Here is a 17,637-nt window from a genome sequence, read left to right as displayed (position 1 = left end):
CACATGGAGCGGTTGCGCAAGTACGGGTTCGTCGCCGGATTTCTCATCGTCCCGCTCACGCTTTACTCGGTCTTCGTCATCAGCCCCTATGTCCAGGCGTTCCAGCTCGCCCTGACGAGCTGGAACGGATACAGCTCGATCGTCCGATACGTGGGGCTGGACAATTTCCGCCGGCTGCTCGACGACGAGGTGTTCTGGCAGGCACTGCGTAATCACGCGATCCTGCTGCTCGTGCTGCCGCTCGCGACGATCGTCATCGCGTTGTTCCTGGCTTTCCTGCTGAACCTGGGCGGCGGCGCGCGCGGCGCGGGCATGCGGGGCGTCTGGGGGTCGAAGTTCTACCGCGTGGTGTTCTTCTTCCCCCAGGTGCTCGCCGTGGCCGTGGTCGGGGTGCTCTTCCAGGCCGTCTACCGCCCGGACGCCGAGGGCGTCATCAACGGGGTGCTCGCCAGGTTCGGCGTCGATCCCGTCGGCTGGCTCATCGAGCCCAGCCTGGCCCTGTGGTCCGTCCTGGCCGTGATGGTCTGGCAGGGGGTCGGCTTCTACGTGGTGCTGTTCTCGGCGGGCATGGCCGCCATCCCCAAGGACTATTTCGAGGCGGCGGCGCTCGACGGGGCCGGGCGCATGCGCCTGTTCTTCTCGATCACGCTGCCGCTGCTGCGGGACACCGTCCAGGTCGGCTGGATCTATCTGGGGATCGCGGCCTTCGACGGGTTCGCGCTGATCCAGGTGCTGGCGGGGGACAAGGGTGAGCCCGACGGCGCCACCACCATCCTGCCGGTGACCATCTACAAGACGGCCTTCTCCTACCAGAAGGTCGGATACGCGTCCGCCATGGGCGTGGCGCTGTTCTTCCTCACCGTGACGTTCGCGGTGCTGACCTTGCGTACGACCAGGCGTGAGAGGGTTGAGCTCTAGAGATGGCCTCGCGTGACATGGGCCGGCCCCGGCCCAGCGTGCTCAGTGGGCTTTCGCATGTGGCGCTGGTGGTCTGGGCGCTGCTGATCATCGCGCCGCTGCTGTGGACGTTCCTGGCCTCGTTCAAGAACAACACGGAGATCTTCGGCGATCCGCTGCAACTGCCGGGGGCGTTGCGGCTCGACTCGTGGGGCCGGGCGTGGGACAAGGCGCACATCGGCCAGTACATGCTCAACACGGTCGTCGTCGTCTTCTTCGGTACGGCGGGCACGATGCTGTTCGGGTCGATGGCGGCGTACGTGCTGGCTCGCTACCGGTTCGTCGGCAACAAGCTGATCTACTACTTCTTCGTGGCGGGGCTGGCGTTCCCGGTCTTCCTGGCGCTGGGGCCGCTCTTCTTCGTCGTCAAGCAGTTCGACCTGCTCAATTCGCATGTCGGCTTGGTGCTCGTCTACATCGCGTACTCGCTGCCGTTCACGGTGTTCTTCTTGGCTGCATTTTTCCGGACATTGCCGGAAACCGTCGCCGAGGCGGCCAAGATCGACGGCGCCTCCCATACGCGGACGTTCTTCCAGATCATGGTGCCGATGGCCAAGCCGGGCCTGATCAGTATCACGATCTTCAACGTCCTGGGCCAGTGGAACCAGTACCTGCTGCCGCTGGTGCTCCTCGCCGGCGACCCGGACAAATGGGTCCTCACGCAGGGCATCGCCACGATCTCCACCTTGGCCGGGTACGAGGCGGACTGGCCGGGCCTGTTCGCCGCCCTGAGCATGACGATCCTGCCGGTCATGATCATCTACATCATCTTCCAGCGGCAGATCCAGTCGGGGCTCAGCTCCGGGGCGCTGAAGTAACGTGGACCGGGAGCACCGGACCCGGGAGGTGTCATGGACATCGAAAGCAAGCTCAACGACCTGCCCGCATGGCGGCGCGAGGGCGACGAGATCCGCCGCACGGTGACCGCGCCCGACTTCCCCGCCGCCATCCGCATCGTCGACGAGATCGCGGTCAAGGCCGAGGAGCTCAACCACCATCCCGACATCGACATCCGCTGGCGCTCCCTCCACCTGGCCCTCACCACCCACGACCAGGGCGGCCTCACCGACCTCGACTTCACCCTGGCAGCCCTGATCGACACCATCGCCACGAAGCACGGCGCCTGACTCGGCCGTGCGGCGCGGGGCTCGGTCGCAGGGCTGCGGGCAGCGTTCGGCGGGCGCGTGGCTGAATACGCACCGTAATAGACTGATCACTCGTTAGAGTGGGTGCCCTCTCCGAGCCCCCATCCCGCCGGGGCTCGACCGATGGGGGGTCCCATGCGCGTGCCCGCGCTCCTGCTCGCTCTGCTCACCGCGACCGTCGCCGGCGCTTCCGGCTGCGCGGGCCCGCCCGCCCCGCTCCAGGACGCGTCCGGTCCCGGCAAGCCGGCCGCCACCCCGACGACCGGCGCGGTCACGCTGTCCGGCGGCGGCGAATTCATCTCCGCGAAGGCCTCCCCGGGTACGTCCCCGGACGCCTCCGACGGGGCCTCTCCCGACGCCTCCCGGGGCGGCTCCGGTAACGCGGCCATCGTCTACGACCGCAAGCTGGCCCCCGAGGGCGCCCAGGCGAGCCTCACCGCCGAGTCCACCGGCGGCAAGACCCGTACCTCGCTCGTCGTCGAGGGCCTCCTGCCCGACCGCCGCTACGGCGCCCATCTGCACACCAAGCCCTGCGGCGCGAAGCCCGACGAGTCGGGCCCCCACTATCAGCACCACCCCGGTCAGATCGACGCGGCCAGCGAGGTGTGGCTCGACTTCATGACCGACGGCGAAGGCGGCGGCCGCTCGACGGCCCGCAACGACTGGGCCCTGGACCCCGCCGACCTGCCGCGCTCACTCGTGCTCCACTCCCAGGCCACCAAGACCTCAGGCCCGCAGGTGGGGACGGCCGGCGACCGCGTGGCCTGCCTGACCCTGAAAAAGGTGCCGTAAACCCCTGACTAGGGGCATAATTACACAATTACATAGCGAAGGTGGGAGCGACATTGACCAGCCGCCAGTGGCAGCCGCCCCGATTACGGCTGTTCGAAGACGCGCACCGCCGGGCGACCTGGCTGGAGCTCCTGTACGACCTGGTCTTCGTGGTGGCCGTCGCGGAGCTGGCCGCCGTGCTGGCCGATGGCGCCGACCTCGCCAGCGTGCTCACCTTCGTCGGCCTCTTCGTACCGGTCTGGTGGGCCTGGGCGGGATACGTCTTCTACGCCAACAGATTCGACACCGACGACGTCAGCCACAGACTCCTCGCGTTGCCGCAGATCCTCGCCGTCGCGACCATGGCGGCGAGCGTCGGCGACATCGCCGAGCGCTCCGGGCTCTTCGCCGTCTCGTACGTCGCGGCCAGAGTCCTGCTCATCGTGGCCTACGTCCGCGTCGGGCGGCACGTCCCCGAGGCCAAAGCGCTGACCGTCCGCTACGCCGCCGGGTTCACGATCGCCGCGCTCATCTGGCTGGCCTCGCTCGCCGTGGACCCGCCGCAGCGCTATGCGTTCTGGGCCGTCGCCCTCGTGATCGACCTGGCCACGCCGCTGCTGGCCAGGCGGCACCAGGGCAAGCTGCCGCCGCAGAGCGAGCACCTGCCGGAACGCTTCGGGCTCTTCGTGGTGATCGTGCTCGGGGAGGTCGTCGCGGCGGTCGTCATCGGGCTGAAGGGCCACGACGTCACACCGGGCACGCTGCTCATCGCCCTGGCCGGGGTGGCGATCGCGATGGCCTTCTGGTGGCTGTACTTCGGTCACATCGACGAGTCCGTCGTTCTTCGCACCCAGCTCGCGGGGCAGATCTGGGTCTACTCGCATCTGCCGCTCTCGCTGGGCCTGGTGGCGTTCGGGGTCGGGATCGAGCACGCGATCGAGCACCCGTCCGCCACGAGCTGGTCCGTCGGGATCCCCGCCGCTTTGGTGCTGGCCGTGCTCGGGGTGCAGCACCTGTGCTCGCGCGACCGGCGCGCGGGCGGCATCCGGCTGGCCGCCGCCGCGCTCACCCTCGCCGCCTCCGCGTTGCCCGTCGCGGCGGCGCTCCCGCTCATCCTGCTGCTCGGAGCGGCCCAGGTCGCCTACGACCTGTCCCGCCCGCTGCCGGAAGCCGCCGCATGACCGTTCCCGGGAGGCAGCACACGCCGCGCGACCGCTCTCAGCAGCCGCCGCACGACCGTCGTGAACGGGTGCCCATGACGACCACACCCCCGGAAGGTGCCGGATGACCACCAGAGACCTGTTCGATCGCCAGCTCGCCGCCATCGCCGCCCAAGACCTGGAGGCCCTGCTCGCCCAGTATCACGAGGACGCGACGGTCGTCCGCTTCGACCGCGTCGCCAGCGGCCCCGCCGAGATCAGAGAGCTGTTCTCCGGCTACCTCTCCGCGAAGCCCCAGGTGGACGAGATCGTCTCGCTCCAGGCGACCGACGACGTGATCTTCTACAACGCGCGGATGACCATCGGTGGCAACCACGTGAGCACGTACGGGACCCTGGTGGTCAGGGACGGACGGATCTGGCGGCAGACCGCCGCCGCCCTGCCCGTCACCTGATCACGAGACCTGAAGGGCCAGGTCACACGTGCCCGGCGGGAACGGTGCCGAGCCTGCCCGCCTGGAAGTCCTCGAAGGCCTGGGCCAGCTCCGCCTTGGTGTTCATGACGAACGGCCCGTAGTGCGCCACCGGCTCGCCGATGGGCTCGCCGCCCAGGACGATCACTTCGAGCGTGTCCTTGGCCGTGATCGTGAGGCTCTCGCCGGAGGCGGCCAGCCCCGGCCGGTTGCCGAAGCCGTCGAACACGGCGAGCTGCCCCGAGTGGAACGGCCGCCGCTCGCCCCCCACCGTCCCCCGCCCCGACAGGGCGTAGGCGAGCGCGTTGAAGTCCTTGCGCCACGGCAGGACCAGCCGCGCACCGGGCGAGACGGTGGCGTGCAGCAGCGTGATGGGCGTCTGCGTGCTCCCCGGCCCGGCGTTCCCGGCCAGCTCGCCCGCGATGAGCCGGACCAGCGCACCACCGTCGTGGCTGCTCAGCAGCGCGACACTGGAGCTCCCGATGTCCTGATATTTCGGTGCGATCATCTTCTTCGCGCCGGGCAGGTTCACCCAGAGCTGGATCCCGTGGAACAGCCCGCCCTGCTGGACGAGCCACTCGGGCGGCGCCTCCTTGTGCAGGATCCCGGACCCGGCGGTCATCCATTGCGTGTCGCCGTTCGTGATCGTGCCCCCGCCCCCGTTGGAGTCGAGGTGGTCCATCACGCCGTCGATCATGTAGGTGACCGTCTCGAACCCGCGATGCGGATGCCACGGGGTCCCCTTCGGCTCACCCGCCGCGTAATCGACCTCGCCCATCTGATCCATCATCACGAACGGGTCCAGGTACGCGGGCTTGATGGCCGCCAGCGCCCGGCGTACGGGGAATCCCTCACCCTCGAACCCGCTGGGCGCGGTCTCGACGGCGAGCACTTTACGCTCCTGGCCCCCGGCGGGCGGCTCGGGCAGGCGCGGGAGGCTGAGCGGGTTCTCTACGGTCACGGCAGGCATGTCGCGCTCCTTCCAGCGGATCTGCCCGGCTCAACCCAATTTAGTTTTCAACTATTCCGCGCGATCCCGAAAGGAAGGGACTCAGGAGGACTTGACGAGGGTGAACGCGCCCCGGGCCAGCGCGACGAGCTCCATTGTGGCCTGCTCGCCGATCGGCGCGCCCGGATCGACCGACATCGAGGTCACGACGTACGTCCTGCCCTTCGCCGTACGGGCGAGGAAGCTCATGTCCACCAGGCCCAGCTCCGAGCCGCCCTTGTACCAGACCACCGGCCACTCTCCCCCGTCCAGGCCGAGCCCGGCGTCGTTGATGGACAGCGCCTCGCCCACCCGCTTGTCACGCAGCTTCGCCAGCCCCGCGTACGCCTCGCAGACGTCGGCGGGCGAGCCGAACCACTCCAGCGTGTCCAGCTCGCGCGGCGCGGTCCACGGCGCGATGCTCGACAGCGGGACCTTGGCGACGACCCCGTCCAGGTACGCCCGCCGCTCCCGCACGTTCATCGGCAGGTAGCGCTTGGCGTGACGGGGATACTCCGCGCCCTTGAGCACGAACAGCTCCCGCGTCGTCAGGAACGGCACGTTGCGCTTGTCGTCATTGCCCCACACGCGCATCGTGCGCTCGACGGCCTTGCGCCCCGCCTTGTGGATCAGCAGGTCGGTGGCCGTGTTGTCGCTGATGGAGATCATCATCTTGGCCGCCTCCAGCACGGACACCTTGCTGCCGTCGGGCCGGTCCTGGAGCTGCCCGCCGGGCAGGCTCTTGAGCTCCGGCGTGATCGTGAGCTGGGTGTCCCAGCCGAACGCGCCGCTCTTGATGCGCTCGGCCACCGCGCCCAGGACGTACAGCTTGAACATGGAGCCGAGCGGCTGCGCCTTGCCGGCGGCCACGGCGTGCGCGGGCCGGCAGTCGCCGCCCTTGGTCACCTCGGCCGCCAGGAAGGACGTTCTGGACGCGGTCTTGCCCAGCCGCTGGTCCAGCTCGGCCCAGCTCTTCGCCGCGGGCGGCTGGAACCGCAGGCCGTTGATCAGACCCGTGCCGTCCACCGACAGCGCGATCTCCATCGCCGTGCCGCCGGTCCTCCCCAGGGCGAGCAGTGCCGTGTGCTGCGACGTGACGACCTCCTCCAGCCGCATGCCCTTGAACGTCGCGAACACCTGGTTGAGCTGGGCGGCGGGGATGCTCTTCAGGAAGCCGGCGGCGAAGTGGGCGCTCAGCTCGGTCTCCGCGACGGGCGGCCGGGAGAGCGCGTCCAGCAGCCAGCGCAACTGAGCGCCCGCGGGCGTGCCGGGGATCTCCGGCGCGCTGCTGACGGCCGACGCCGTGGCCTGCACGGGAGCCGGCTGGCCCGCACAGGCCGACATGGTGACCGCCACCGCGGCCGCCGCCAGGATCCGCACCGGTTTCGACGGAGTGTTCATAGGATCTCCTTCAGATCGCGGAACGTGCTGACTCCCAGCCAACCGGGGCGCGAGCGCGGAGCCCACCAGGCAGGCCACCGTTCGCGCAGGTGAGGCTGGCCGTACGAAATATGCGGATAACCTCATAGACGCCCTCCTGATGTCTCATGACGATGGGTTCTTATGAGTTCGAGGCTGGTGGCCGGGCTGCTGGCCGCGATCGGGGTCGTCGGCATCGTGGCCGGCACGCTGATCGTGAACGACTGGCCGCCCCCGCTGTCCGAGTGGGTGTTCGCGGCACTCGGCCTCACCCTGTCCGCGCTGGGCTGGCTGCTGACGTCGCGGCGGCCCGAGATTCGTTTCGGCTGGCTCCTCCTGGTCTGCGCCCTGTGCTTGGGGCTCGGCGTGACCGGCATCGGGTTGTCCTACCGCGGCAGCTCCGGCCTGCTCGTCTCCCTCCTCTACGCGGCCACCGCCGGGTTCTACGGCCTGATCTGGATCTTCGTGCCGCTGCTCTTTCCCGATGGGCGGCTGCCCTCGCCGCGGTGGCGGATCGTCGCGTGGATCTCGGGGGTCGCGATCGCCCTGCACGCCATCGGGATCGGGCTGACCCTGCACAACGGGTACGACCTGGCGAACACCCAGTTGTCCGCCGGGAAGCTGACCGCGGTGGCGATGGCCGGCGGCGGGCAGTTCGTCACGTGGATCATGGCCGTGGTCGTGTTCTGCGGGCTCGTCGCCCGCTGGCGGCGCAGCCCCAGGACCGAGCGCGGGCAGTACGCCTGGATGGTCGGCGGCATGGTCGCGACCATGGCCGGCGGCGTGCTGATCATTGTCGACGCCGCCGGCGGCGAGGCGTCGGCGTTCGGAGCGGTCGGGGCGCTGGCCCTGATCGGGTCGCTGCCCGCCGCCATCGGGGTGGCGATCGTCCGGCACCGCCTGCTCGACATCCGGTTCGGCATCAGGGGCTCGCGCCTGCACCTGGTGTTCGACGTGCGGCCCACGGTGGACGAGGTGCTCTCCGACCTCGGCACGGCGCTCGACGACACGCCCGAGCCGGTGGAGCAGCTCGGCCGGGTGGCCGCGGCCGTGCGTACCGTGCTCGACACCAGGTGGGCGGCCGTGACGCTGGAGGACGGCAGGCGCGTGGTGGTGGGCAAGGAGGAGGGCGCCGCGGCGCTCGCGGTGCCGGTGCGCGGCGGCCTCGGGCGGATCGAGTGCGGCCCCAGGGAGACGGGCCGGCTGACGCGCGTGGACCGCAGGCTCCTGGAGGCGCTGGCCGTCCCCGCGGGGCTGGCCATCCAGAGCGCCGGCCTGGTCACCCGGCTGGTCAACGCCCAGGAGGCCGAGCGCAGGCGCATCGAGCGCAACATCCACGACGGCGTGCAGCAGCAGCTCGTCGCGCTCATCGCCGGGCTGGAGCTGGCCCGCGCCACGGGCGCGGGGCCCGAGTTGCTCGCCCAGTTGCGCGAGCAGGCCCGCCAGACGCTCGCCGACCTGCGCGAGCTGGCGGCCGGCATCCACCCGTCCGCTCTCGGTCAGGGCGGCTTGGTGGAGGCCGTCGAGGAGCGCTGCTCGCGCTTGCCCGTGCGCACGACGGTCGCCTCGGCCCCCGCGCTGCGGGCCAGCCGCTTCTCCGACGAGATCGAGGGCGCGATGTACTTCACCGTGAGCGAGGCCGTGGCCAACGCGCTCAAGCACGCGGGCGCCGCTGCCATCGAGGTAAGCCTGTCGCACGCGGACGGCCGCCTGCGCGCCACGGTCACCGACGACGGAACGGGCTTCGACCCGCGGACCACCGAACGCAGAGGGCTGGCCAGGCTGTCGGACCGGCTGGACGCCCTCGGCGGCGGCCTGGACGTCCGCAGCGAGCCGGGAAAGGGGACACGGATGAACGCGTGGGTGCCGGTCGATGGCTGAGCCGATGTCTGGGTCGACGTCTGGGTCGACGTCTGGGCGGATCCGCACGGTGGTGGCCGACGACCACTATCTGGTACGCGAGGGCGCCCGCCAGCTCCTGGAGATGTCCGGCGAGGTGACGGTGGTGGGCGCGGTCGGCAACGCCGACGAGCTCCTCGACGCCGTCCAGAGGCTGGGCCCCGACGTCGTGGTCACCGACATCAGGATGCCGGGAGGGGAGTGGCGGCAGGGCTTCGAGGGCATCGACGCGGCCCACCGCATCCGCTCCGAACATCCCGCGGTCGGGGTCGTGGTGCTGTCGCAGTTCTCGGACGCGCTGTTCGCGTTCGAGCTGTTCAAGCACGGGACCGAGGGGTACGCGTACCTGCTCAAGGACCGGGTGGGCGACCTGGACGAGCTGCTCGGCGCGATCAGGGCGGTGGTCGCCGGCGGCTCGGTCATCGACCCGAAGGTGGTCGAAGGGCTGCTGGCCAGGCGCGACGTACGCGGTCAGCACGAGGCCCTGACGGCTCGCGAGCGGGACGTGCTGCGCGAGATGGCGCACGGCCGGTCGAACGCGGGCATCGCCAGGGCCCTGCACCTGTCGATCTCGTCTGTGGAGAAGAACGTCAACGCCATCTTCACCAAGCTCGGCCTGGAGAACAGCGGCGACGTGCACCGCAGGGTGGCCGCGGTGCTCGCCTATCTAGGCCCGGACCCGGCTTAGGCGCTCGCCTGTCCGGCCCGGACCGGCCCGGACCCGGCTTAGGCGCTCGCCTGGTCCGCTCGCGAGGTCTGGCTGCGGTAGGAGTGGCCGAGCTCCCTGCCCAGGCCGAAGTAGTGGCGGAAGTTGTAGATGAGCGGGCTCCAGGCGGCCGGGTCCACGTGCTGCGTCCCTGGGACGACGATGCGCGGGTCCGCGTGCACCTTGCCGACGACCGCCTCGGCGATGACGAACGACCCGGAGACGTCCCGCCGCACGCTCTGGGCCCGTGCCTCCAGTTGCAGGGGGCACTCGCGCACGCGCGGCGGGCGTACCGTGTCGGAGGGCTCGGCGCGCAGCCCGGCCGCCCCGAACTTGTCCGGCTCGAACCGGCACCCGTCCGGCTTGCTCGCCGGCACCGGGTCGCGCCCGGTGAGCGGGGCCAGCCGCTCCACCGCCGCCCATTGGTCCGGCGCCGGCAGATTGATCACCAGCTCCGGCCGCTCGGCCAGGTTCCTGGCGGTCTGTCCCTCGGCGCCCAGCCCGAGCACGACGATCTGGCCGAGGGCCCAGGCCGAGGACATGGGGGCGAGGTTGTACGAGCCGTCCGGGTTCTCGGTCGACAGCAGCACGACCGGGGTGCCGAAGTACAGGATGCTGGGCTCGATGGCCAGGGTTGCGGACTCCATGCCGTGGAGCCTAGGAACGGGACGTTCAAGCGGCGGACGAACTGTCGGCGCACTCCTCCCGAGGCCGGCAGGCAGCGCCCGCCCGGCCGGCAGGCGTCAGCCGGCCGAAGCCGCCGCCGCCGCGTTCGCCGCGTCCACGCTCTTGCGCAACGCGGTGGTCACCGGCCGGACGGGCCCGGCCAGCTCGTCGAGCCTGCCTTTGCGCTCGCGCAGCTCACGTCCGGACACGACCGTCTTGAGCCTGACCGCCGCCGCCAGCGCGGCCAGCGCGCGGACGTCCTGGTCCACCCGGCCCACGGGCTGGCCGCCGCGGATCGCCCGCCCGACGCGCTCGGCGAGCTTGCGCGACAGGTACAGCCGCCGCGGCTTGATCCGTTCGTACCGGAACACCAGGAACCGGTGGTGCTCCACCTCGACGAGCCGTGCGGCCGCCAGCTCGTCGCGGATCAGGCGGTAGGCATTTTTGCGATCCCGGTCGATCCACCGCTGCCACGTGCGGGGCGGCGAGCTCGTGATCTGCTCCCAGACGGCCGCCTGCAGCGGGCCGGGACGGGCGGGCGCGGTCACCGCGCGCGCCTTGCCGGATTCGTCGGCCAGGTTGCCGTTCATGACGAGCTCGGCCAGCACCGCCGCGCGCATGAGGCGGCCGAGGTCGCGGCGGACCGTCAGCCGCTCCTTGCGCGGGTCGAAGGCCAGCAGGAAGGCCGACGCGGGCAGGGATTCACCCGGCTCCACCGGTGTTCGCATCTCCATCCGAGGTCTCCTCCTCGTCCAGGTCTCCAGGTCCTTCGTGCTCATCTGCCGGCTCCTTCCTCGGCCGTCCGCGCGGGCGCATCCGCCCCACCCCGTCGGGCAGTCGCCCGGCCTCGGTGAGTGCCCTGCGCAGCAGGAACTCGATCTGTGAGTTCGTGCTGCGCAGCTCGTCGGCCGCCCATCGAGCCAGCGCGTCGTGCACCACCGGGTCGAGCCGCAGAAGGAGCTTCTTCCTCTCCACAGCGGGTTACTGGTAGAGCGTGCCGGCGTTGACGACCGGCTGGGTGTCGCGGTCGCCGACCAGCACCACGAGCAGGTTGCTGACCATCGCCGCCTTGCGCTCCTCGTCCAGCTCGACCACGTCGTGCTCGGCGAGCTTGGCCAGGGCCATCTCCACCATGCCGACCGCCCCTTCGACGATCCGCTGCCTGGCCGCCACCACCGCCCCGGCCTGCTGGCGGCGCAGCATCGCGTGGGCGATCTCCGGCGCGTACGCCAGGTGGATGATGCGCGACTCGATGATCTTCACTCCGGCCGCGGCCACCCTGATCGCGATCTCCGCGGACAGCCGCTCGTTGATCTCCTCGGCGTTGTCGCGCAGCGACAGCCTGGGCTCGCCGTGCGCGTCGTACGGATACGCCCCCGCGATGTGCCGTACGGCGGTCTCCGCCTGGATGGCGACGAACTCCACGAAGTCGTCCACCTCGAAGATCGCCTGCGCCGTGTCCTGCACCTGCCAGACCACCACGGTCGCGATCTGGATCGGGTTGCCGTCCGCGTCGTTGACCTTCGTCACGTCCGTCTCGTGGTTGCGGATCCTCGTGGACACCCGCCGCCGCGCCGTGAACGGGTTGACCCACTGCAGGCCGGGCGTGCGCAGGGTGCCGACGTAGCGGCCGAGCAGCTGCACGACCCTGGCCTCGCCCGGCGCCACCGCCGTGAGGCCGAAGACCAGCGTGATGCCGGTGAGGAGGACGAGCACGCCGGCCACGAGCAGCCAGGCGCCGCTCTGCCCGCCGTCCGTGGCGAGCATGGCGATCCCGGCCACTATCAGCGCGATCCCGGCCAGGTCCAGCAGCGTCGCCAGGCCCAGCATGACGAACCCGTTGCCCGCCCGCACGGGGTGCTCGCTCGTGTTCGGCTCCGGCATGTCCACGACGGGCGCGTCGAGCGCGACGCCGTCTGAAGTGTCCTTCATCGTCCGTCCCCTTCCCTCGTCTCGATGTGTGCTATCAAAGTGATATCACTTTTCCGAGAAGGCGGGAAGGGCCTGATTCCGGGCAGCACAAAAAGGCCGCCGGGCTGCCGGCGGCTGGGTCAGGTGGGGTCAGCCGAAGACGGCCGGCGGGGGGACGGGGGCCAGGACCGGGTCGCCGTCATTGATCGGGTACGCACCCGCGACGAAGTTCGTCAGCGCCTCGCCGTGCACGCACCGCGCCTGCGTCAGCCCGCCCGCCGCGCGCCGCGCGAGCTGATCCAGCGGCAGCTCCGCACGGGAGGCCGCGACGATCAGGTTGCCGAACCGCCTGCCCCGCATGATCCCCGGCTCGGCCAGCAGCGCCACGTGCCTGAACGTGCCCGTCACCGTGGCCAGCAGCCGCTTGGCGAACGCCAGCCCCTTGCCGTCGGCCATGTTGATCAGCAGGGTGCCGCCCGGCCGCAGGATCCGCGCGATGTCGCCCATGTACTCGGTCGTGGCCAGCTCCACCGGCATCGTCGCGCCGGTGAAGGCGTCCAGCACCACCAGGTCGGCCGTGGCGTCCCAGACCTTGGCGGTCCCGGCCCTGCCGCCCTCGATGATGACCTTCAGCTTGGGCACCGAGCGCAGGTCGAGCTGCTCGCGTACGAGGTTGACCAGCAGGCCGTCGGGCTCGATCACGATGTGCCTGGAGCCTGGACGGGTGGCGGCGACGTAGCGGGGGATCGTGCAGCCGCCGCCGCCCACGTGAACGCAGCTCAGCGGCCCTTCTTGGAGAAGGTCGATCACGTCCGCCATGAGTCGTACATACTCGAATTCCAGAAATGTCGGGTCTTGTAGATCTACATACGACTGAGGTACGCCTTCCTTGGACAGCACCCAGCCGTCCTGCCTGTCGAGATCCCGGAGCAGTTCGATCTCACCGAACGTCACCGGATACCGGCCGGGCATCGGTTCTCGCTGTCCACGGGCCAACTTGATCCCCTCCCTGGGAGAAACCGTATGCGACGACGAAGGCTGATTGTGCTCGTTATCGCGCTTGTCGCGGTAGTTGGGGCGGGTGCTTTCGCTGTTCTGGCGTCGAGCGGGGTGAAGGGCAGCGCCGCCCAGACCGCGACGGCCTACTTCGCGGCGTGGCGCAAGGGCGACGTGCAGGCCATGGCCCGTTTGGTCTACCAGCCGCCGCCCAACTTCGTCGTCCTGCATCGCGAGCTGAGCGACGCGTTGCACGTCGATTCCATCCAGCTCACCTCGGGGCAGCTCAAGGGCACGGGGGAGGAGAGCGCCGAGGTGCCGTTCGCGGGGGTGCGGCTGCTCACCGAGTTCGGGGCGTGGCCGTTCGACGGGACGTTGCGGCTGGGCGTACGCGATCGGGCCTGGAAGGTGTTATGGGCGCCCGAAACGCTGCACCCGCTGCTCAAGGGCGGCGGCACGCTGGAGCTGAGCGAGATCGACTCGTCCGCGGCCGAGCTGGTCACCAGCGAGGGCGACAAGATCCCGAACGACAGCTACGCCGACTCCTACCTGAAGCAGCTCGAGCCCGAGTTCGAGCGGGCCAACCACGGCTGGGCCCTGGTGTCGAAGGTCCCGGGGCAGCCCGACCGGCAGCTCATGGCCCGCCAGCCGGAGGCGAACGTCGAACGCACCACCCTGTCGCGCCCGGTCCAGGCGGCGGCCGCCCGCGCGCTGGACGGGGTCGAGGACTCCGCGATCATCGTCATCCGGCCGAGCACCGGCGAGATCCTCGCGCTGGCCGACCGGCTCAAGGAGAACCACAGCGCCGTGCAGGACGTCTTCCCGCCGGGCTCCACCTTCAAGACGATCACGGCGGCGGCGCTGCTCGAATCGGGGCTGACCCCGTCGGACCAGCTCCCGTGCCCCAGTACGTACACCATCCCGTCCTACCGGCCCTTCGAGAACGACGGCGAGGTGGACCGCGGGCTGGTCAGCTTCACCGACGCGTTCGCCTACTCGTGCAACACGACGTTCGTCGAGCAGGCCACCACCAGGCTCACCGTGGAGGACCTGCGTGAGACGGCGAACGAGTGGGGTTTCGGCCGCCCGATCGCCACCGGCATCGGCGGGACCTGCGGCACCGTGCCGGAGACCGACGACCAGAACATGTTCGGGGCCGACGCGATCGGCCAGGGCGAGGTGGTCGCCACCCCGCTCTGCATGGCCGCACTGGCCGCCGCGGTGCAGAGCGGCACCTGGCGCTCGCCCCGGCTGCTGTCGGAGAAGCAGGTGCGCCGCATCGACGGTGAGCCGTATCGCGACGTGCAGCTCGACGCGGGGGTCGCCGGCGCGCTGCGGGAGATGATGGCCGCCGTGGTCGATCACGGCACGGCCAGCGAGGCGGGGCTGCCGGACGGCGTGGCGGGCAAGACGGGCACGGCCGAGGTGCCTGACGCGGTGTCGCACGGCTGGTTCATCGGCTATCGCGACGATCTGGCCTTCTGCGTCTTCGTGCGGCACGGCGGCTCCGGCGGGTCCGTCGCCGTGCCCGTGGCGGTCCGTTTCCTGAAGGGGCTGTGACGGACGTCGCAGAGAAGCATTCGCGTAACCTACGGTACCGTAGGTTATATGACGACCATCACCGTTAAGCCCAGGCTGCGAGGCTGGTTGCACACCGGAGCACTGCCTGTGACGCTTGTCGCCGGGTTCGTGCTGGTGGCGCTCGGCCCGACTCTTCAGGCCCGCCTCGCCTCCGTCATTTACGCAGTCACCTCGGCGTTGTTGTTCGGCATCTCGGCCACCTATCACCGCAGCACGCTCGGCCCCAAGCTGGCCGATTTCCTGCGCAGGCTGGATCACGCCAACATCTACTTGATCATCGCGGGCACCTACACGCCCTTCGCCCTGCTGGCCCTCGACGGCGCCGCGAGGGTGGTGATGCTCGCCGTCGTCTGGGGCGGCGCCCTGTCCGGGGTGTTGTTCCGGGTGTTCTGGATGGGCGCGCCGCGCTGGCTCTACACCGTCCTCTACCTCGCGCTCGGCTGGGCCGCGATCTTCGTGATGCCGCAGCTGCTGGAAGGCGCGGGCGTGGCCGCCGTCGTGCTGGTGGCCGTGGGCGGCCTGTTCTACTCGGCGGGAGCGATCGTGTACGGGCTGCGCCGCCCGGATCCCTCGCCCCGCTGGTTCGGCTTCCACGAGGTGTTCCACGCGTTCACCGTCGCGGCGTACCTGGTGCAGTACATCGCGGTGTCCCTTGTGGTCTACTCGCACGTGTGAATCTCGGTGCGGAGCAGTACATCTCGGTGACCACCTACCGCAGGGACGGCCGGCCGGTCGCGACTCCCGTGTGGGCGGCGCAGGACGGCGACGCGGTGGTCTTCTGGACCCCCGCCGACTCCTGGAAGATCAAGCGCATCAGGCACAACCCCGAGGTGAGCGTGGCCGGCTGCGACTTGCGCGGCAAGCTCAGGACCGAGCAGGTCAAGGGCAGGGCCGAGGTGCTGGACGCGGCGGAGACCGAGCGGGTGCGCGGGCTGCTGCGGCGTAAATACGGGCTCATGGGGCGCATCACGCTGCTCGGCAGCAAGCTGCGCAGGGGGAGCACCGGCACCGTGGGCGTGCGGATCACCGACATTTGACCCGATGCTGGTCTGTTTTCGGGCGGCGCCCGGAAAGCAAGACCAGCATGGGAGAACTCTCTCGATCGTGGTGGCTGCTGCTCCTCAGGGGCCTGCTGGCGATCATCTTCGGCATCCTGGCGCTGATCTGGCCGGGCATCACGCTGCTCGTGCTGGTGATCTTCTTTGGCGCGTACGCGCTGGTCGGCGGAATCTTCGCGTCGATCGCCGGGTTCCGGCACGGGGCCAGATCGAGAGCCTGGCTCATTACTTCCGGAATCATCGGGATCCTGGCCGGTATCGCGGCACTCGTCTGGCCGGGGATCACCTCCCTGGCCCTGCTCTACCTCGTGGCCTTCTGGGCCATCTTCACCGGCATCGCGGAGATCGTGGCCGGGGTCCAGCTCCGCAAGGTCATCGACAACGAGTGGATGTTCATCGTGGGCGGCGTCCTGTCGGTGATCTTCGGCGTCCTGCTCCTCATCTGGCCGGCGGCGGGCATGCTCAGCCTCGTCTGGCTGATCGGCGTCTTCGCCATCCTGTACGGAATCGCGATGATCGCACTATCGCTGCGCGTGAAGAACTTCACTCCAGGGGCAGGCATACCGTAAATTTTATGTAGATGTCGGCGTTCCCCAATAGGAACGTGCGGCCCAGTCTGACTGTGGAGGCGACATGGACGTACACACCCGACTTGCCCGCCACCTTCTCGTCGACGGATACCGCTTGGTGCTCGATCTCGAGCTCAGCCGGGGCTCCTGGCTCGTCGATGCCCGAAACGGCCGCCGCTATCTGGACTTCTACACGTTCTTCGCCTCCGCGCCGCTCGGCGTGAACCCGCCCTTCGACTCCGACTTCGCCCAGCTCCTCGGCCAGGTGGCCAGGAACAAGCCGGCGAACCCCGACATCTACACCGAGCACCTGGCGGACTTCGTCGACACCTTCGCCCGTGTGCTCGGCGACCCCGAGCTGCCGCACCTGTTCTTCGTCGAGGGGGGCGCGCTCGCCGTCGAGAACGCGCTCAAGACCGCCTTCGACTGGAAGAGCCGCCGCAACGAGGCCGCCGGCCGGTCGCGCGACCTGGGCACCCAGGTCCTGCACCTGACCAAGGCCTTCCACGGCCGCAGCGGCTACACGCTGAGCCTGACCAACACCGAGCCGGGCAAGACCGACCGCTTCCCGAAGTTCGGCTGGCCGCGCATCGACGTGCCCGCCATCCACTTCGGCGACGTCGAGGCCGCCGAGGAGCGGGCGCTCGCTCAGGCGCGGGAGGCTTTCGAGCGCAATCCGCACGACATCGCCTGCTTCATCGCCGAGCCGATCCAGGGGGAGGGCGGCGACAACCACATGCGGCCCGGGTTCCTGCAGGCCATGCAGCACCTCTGCCACGAGTACGACGCCCTGTTCATCCTCGACGAGGTCCAGACGGGCGGCGGGACGACCGGGACGCCCTGGGCGTACCAGCAGCTCGGGCTGGCTCCCGATGTGGTGGCGTTCGCGAAGAAGGTCCAGGTCGGCGGGATCATGGCGGGCCGCAGGGTGGACCAGGTGCCGGACAACGTGTTCCAGCAGAGCGGGCGGATCAACTCCACGTGGGGCGGCGGCCTGGTGGACATGGTCCGCAGCCGGGGCATCCTGGAGATCATCGAGCGCGACGGCCTGATCGAGCGCGCCGGCACGCTGGGGACCGTGCTGCTCGAACGTCTCGTCAAGCTGGAGGCCGAGCGTCCCGAGTCGCTGTCCAACGTCCGCGGCCGGGGCATGATGTGCGCGTTCGACCTGCCCGACCAGGCCGCCCGCGACGCCCTGGTGACCAGGCTCAGGGAGGACCAGGGCGTGCTGGTGCTGCCCTGCGGCCCCCGCTCCGTACGCATGCGTCCCGCGCTGAACATCCCGGAGAGCGACCTCGACCACGGCCTGAAGGCCCTGTCGGAAGCGCTCTGAGCGTGC

At 70.0% G+C, this 17,637-nt stretch carries 20 protein-coding genes; 13 read left to right on the top strand and 7 right to left on the bottom strand.

Features of this window, described 5'->3' with window-relative positions; genetic code table 11:
- Nucleotides 1-3 precede the first annotated feature (3 nt).
- The 6 genes from ABEA43_RS17510 (at nucleotide 4) to ABEA43_RS17485 (ending at nucleotide 4,487) form a co-directional block, all read left to right on the top strand.
- Complete coding sequence (locus tag ABEA43_RS17510) at nucleotides 4-918, top strand: carbohydrate ABC transporter permease (protein WP_345562995.1); 915 nt, start codon at nucleotides 4-6, stop codon at nucleotides 916-918.
- A gap of 2 nt (nucleotides 919-920) precedes the next feature.
- Nucleotides 921-1,775 carry a carbohydrate ABC transporter permease gene (locus tag ABEA43_RS17505; RefSeq protein WP_345562993.1) on the top strand — a complete coding sequence of 285 codons (855 nt, stop codon included), beginning with the start codon at nucleotides 921-923 and terminating at the stop codon, nucleotides 1,773-1,775.
- A 33-nt stretch (nucleotides 1,776-1,808) separates the two neighbouring features.
- Nucleotides 1,809-2,084 (top strand): 4a-hydroxytetrahydrobiopterin dehydratase, encoded by a 276-nt coding sequence (locus ABEA43_RS17500; RefSeq protein WP_345562991.1) that lies wholly within the window; start codon nucleotides 1,809-1,811, stop codon nucleotides 2,082-2,084.
- A gap of 153 nt (nucleotides 2,085-2,237) precedes the next feature.
- Nucleotides 2,238-2,894: a hypothetical protein gene (locus ABEA43_RS17495; RefSeq protein ID WP_345562990.1), complete on the top strand. Its 657-nt coding sequence runs from the start codon at nucleotides 2,238-2,240 to the stop codon at nucleotides 2,892-2,894.
- Nucleotides 2,895-2,935: 41 nt separating this feature from the next.
- Entirely contained in the window at nucleotides 2,936-4,054 is a 1,119-nt protein-coding gene (locus ABEA43_RS17490) for a low temperature requirement protein A (RefSeq protein WP_345562989.1), read from the top strand.
- A 103-nt stretch (nucleotides 4,055-4,157) separates the two neighbouring features.
- Nucleotides 4,158-4,487 (top strand): nuclear transport factor 2 family protein, encoded by a 330-nt coding sequence (locus ABEA43_RS17485; protein WP_345562988.1) that lies wholly within the window; start codon nucleotides 4,158-4,160, stop codon nucleotides 4,485-4,487.
- A gap of 22 nt (nucleotides 4,488-4,509) precedes the next feature.
- Here the strand turns inward: ABEA43_RS17485 and ABEA43_RS17480 are convergent, their stop codons facing one another.
- On the bottom strand, nucleotides 4,510-5,475 hold the full coding sequence (locus ABEA43_RS17480) for a pirin family protein (RefSeq protein ID WP_345562986.1): 966 nt from the start codon (nucleotides 5,473-5,475) through the stop codon (nucleotides 4,510-4,512).
- 81 nt (nucleotides 5,476-5,556) lie between these two features.
- Nucleotides 5,557-6,894 carry a serine hydrolase gene (locus ABEA43_RS17475; RefSeq protein WP_345562985.1) on the bottom strand — a complete coding sequence of 446 codons (1,338 nt, stop codon included), beginning with the start codon at nucleotides 6,892-6,894 and terminating at the stop codon, nucleotides 5,557-5,559.
- Between the two features lie 162 nt (nucleotides 6,895-7,056).
- On the opposite strand from ABEA43_RS17475, the gene ABEA43_RS17470 reads away from it, so the two are divergent.
- Nucleotides 7,057-8,793: a sensor histidine kinase gene (locus ABEA43_RS17470; protein ID WP_345562984.1), complete on the top strand. Its 1,737-nt coding sequence runs from the start codon at nucleotides 7,057-7,059 to the stop codon at nucleotides 8,791-8,793.
- Entirely contained in the window at nucleotides 8,786-9,499 is a 714-nt protein-coding gene (locus ABEA43_RS17465; RefSeq protein ID WP_345562983.1) for a response regulator transcription factor, read from the top strand. Before ABEA43_RS17470 ends, ABEA43_RS17465 begins: the two co-directional genes overlap by 8 nt.
- A gap of 38 nt (nucleotides 9,500-9,537) precedes the next feature.
- Here ABEA43_RS17465 and ABEA43_RS17460 read toward each other — a convergent pair whose 3' ends face one another.
- The 5 genes from ABEA43_RS17460 to ABEA43_RS17440 all read right to left on the bottom strand — a co-directional run bounded on the left by ABEA43_RS17460 (nucleotide 9,538) and on the right by ABEA43_RS17440 (nucleotide 13,066).
- On the bottom strand, nucleotides 9,538-10,164 hold the full coding sequence (locus ABEA43_RS17460) for a flavin reductase family protein (protein ID WP_345562981.1): 627 nt from the start codon (nucleotides 10,162-10,164) through the stop codon (nucleotides 9,538-9,540).
- A gap of 96 nt (nucleotides 10,165-10,260) precedes the next feature.
- Entirely contained in the window at nucleotides 10,261-10,917 is a 657-nt protein-coding gene (locus ABEA43_RS17455; RefSeq protein WP_345562979.1) for a GOLPH3/VPS74 family protein, read from the bottom strand.
- Entirely contained in the window at nucleotides 10,886-11,158 is a 273-nt protein-coding gene (locus ABEA43_RS17450; protein WP_345562978.1) for a type II toxin-antitoxin system antitoxin, read from the bottom strand. Before ABEA43_RS17450 ends, ABEA43_RS17455 begins: the two co-directional genes overlap by 32 nt.
- Before the next feature lie 6 nt (nucleotides 11,159-11,164).
- Nucleotides 11,165-12,115 (bottom strand): SPFH domain-containing protein, encoded by a 951-nt coding sequence (locus ABEA43_RS17445; RefSeq protein WP_345562975.1) that lies wholly within the window; start codon nucleotides 12,113-12,115, stop codon nucleotides 11,165-11,167.
- Between the two features lie 129 nt (nucleotides 12,116-12,244).
- Complete coding sequence (locus tag ABEA43_RS17440; RefSeq protein ID WP_345562974.1) at nucleotides 12,245-13,066, bottom strand: spermidine synthase; 822 nt, start codon at nucleotides 13,064-13,066, stop codon at nucleotides 12,245-12,247.
- 138 nt (nucleotides 13,067-13,204) lie between these two features.
- Between ABEA43_RS17440 and ABEA43_RS17435 the strand changes: the two genes are divergently transcribed.
- The 5 genes from ABEA43_RS17435 to lat all read left to right on the top strand — a co-directional run bounded on the left by ABEA43_RS17435 (nucleotide 13,205) and on the right by lat (nucleotide 17,631).
- Nucleotides 13,205-14,650 carry a penicillin-binding transpeptidase domain-containing protein gene (locus ABEA43_RS17435; protein WP_345562973.1) on the top strand — a complete coding sequence of 482 codons (1,446 nt, stop codon included), beginning with the start codon at nucleotides 13,205-13,207 and terminating at the stop codon, nucleotides 14,648-14,650.
- A gap of 48 nt (nucleotides 14,651-14,698) precedes the next feature.
- Nucleotides 14,699-15,346 carry a PAQR family membrane homeostasis protein TrhA gene (trhA, locus tag ABEA43_RS17430; RefSeq protein ID WP_345562971.1) on the top strand — a complete coding sequence of 216 codons (648 nt, stop codon included), beginning with the start codon at nucleotides 14,699-14,701 and terminating at the stop codon, nucleotides 15,344-15,346.
- Nucleotides 15,343-15,708: a PPOX class F420-dependent oxidoreductase gene (locus ABEA43_RS17425; protein WP_345562970.1), complete on the top strand. Its 366-nt coding sequence runs from the start codon at nucleotides 15,343-15,345 to the stop codon at nucleotides 15,706-15,708. The genes trhA and ABEA43_RS17425 overlap by 4 nt, the downstream gene beginning before the upstream one ends.
- A gap of 47 nt (nucleotides 15,709-15,755) precedes the next feature.
- Nucleotides 15,756-16,298, top strand: a complete 543-nt coding sequence (locus tag ABEA43_RS17420) for an HdeD family acid-resistance protein (RefSeq protein WP_345562968.1) — start codon at nucleotides 15,756-15,758, stop codon at nucleotides 16,296-16,298.
- 64 nt (nucleotides 16,299-16,362) lie between these two features.
- Nucleotides 16,363-17,631, top strand: coding sequence for an L-lysine 6-transaminase (gene lat / locus ABEA43_RS17415; RefSeq protein WP_345562966.1), 1,269 nt, complete (start codon nucleotides 16,363-16,365; stop codon nucleotides 17,629-17,631).
- Nucleotides 17,632-17,637 lie beyond the last annotated feature (6 nt).

Origin of the sequence: Nonomuraea rosea (assembly GCF_039539705.1) — a bacterium.
Taxonomy (GTDB): domain Bacteria; phylum Actinomycetota; class Actinomycetes; order Streptosporangiales; family Streptosporangiaceae; genus Nonomuraea; species Nonomuraea rosea.
This window is presented reverse-complemented; position numbering and strand designations above follow the sequence as displayed.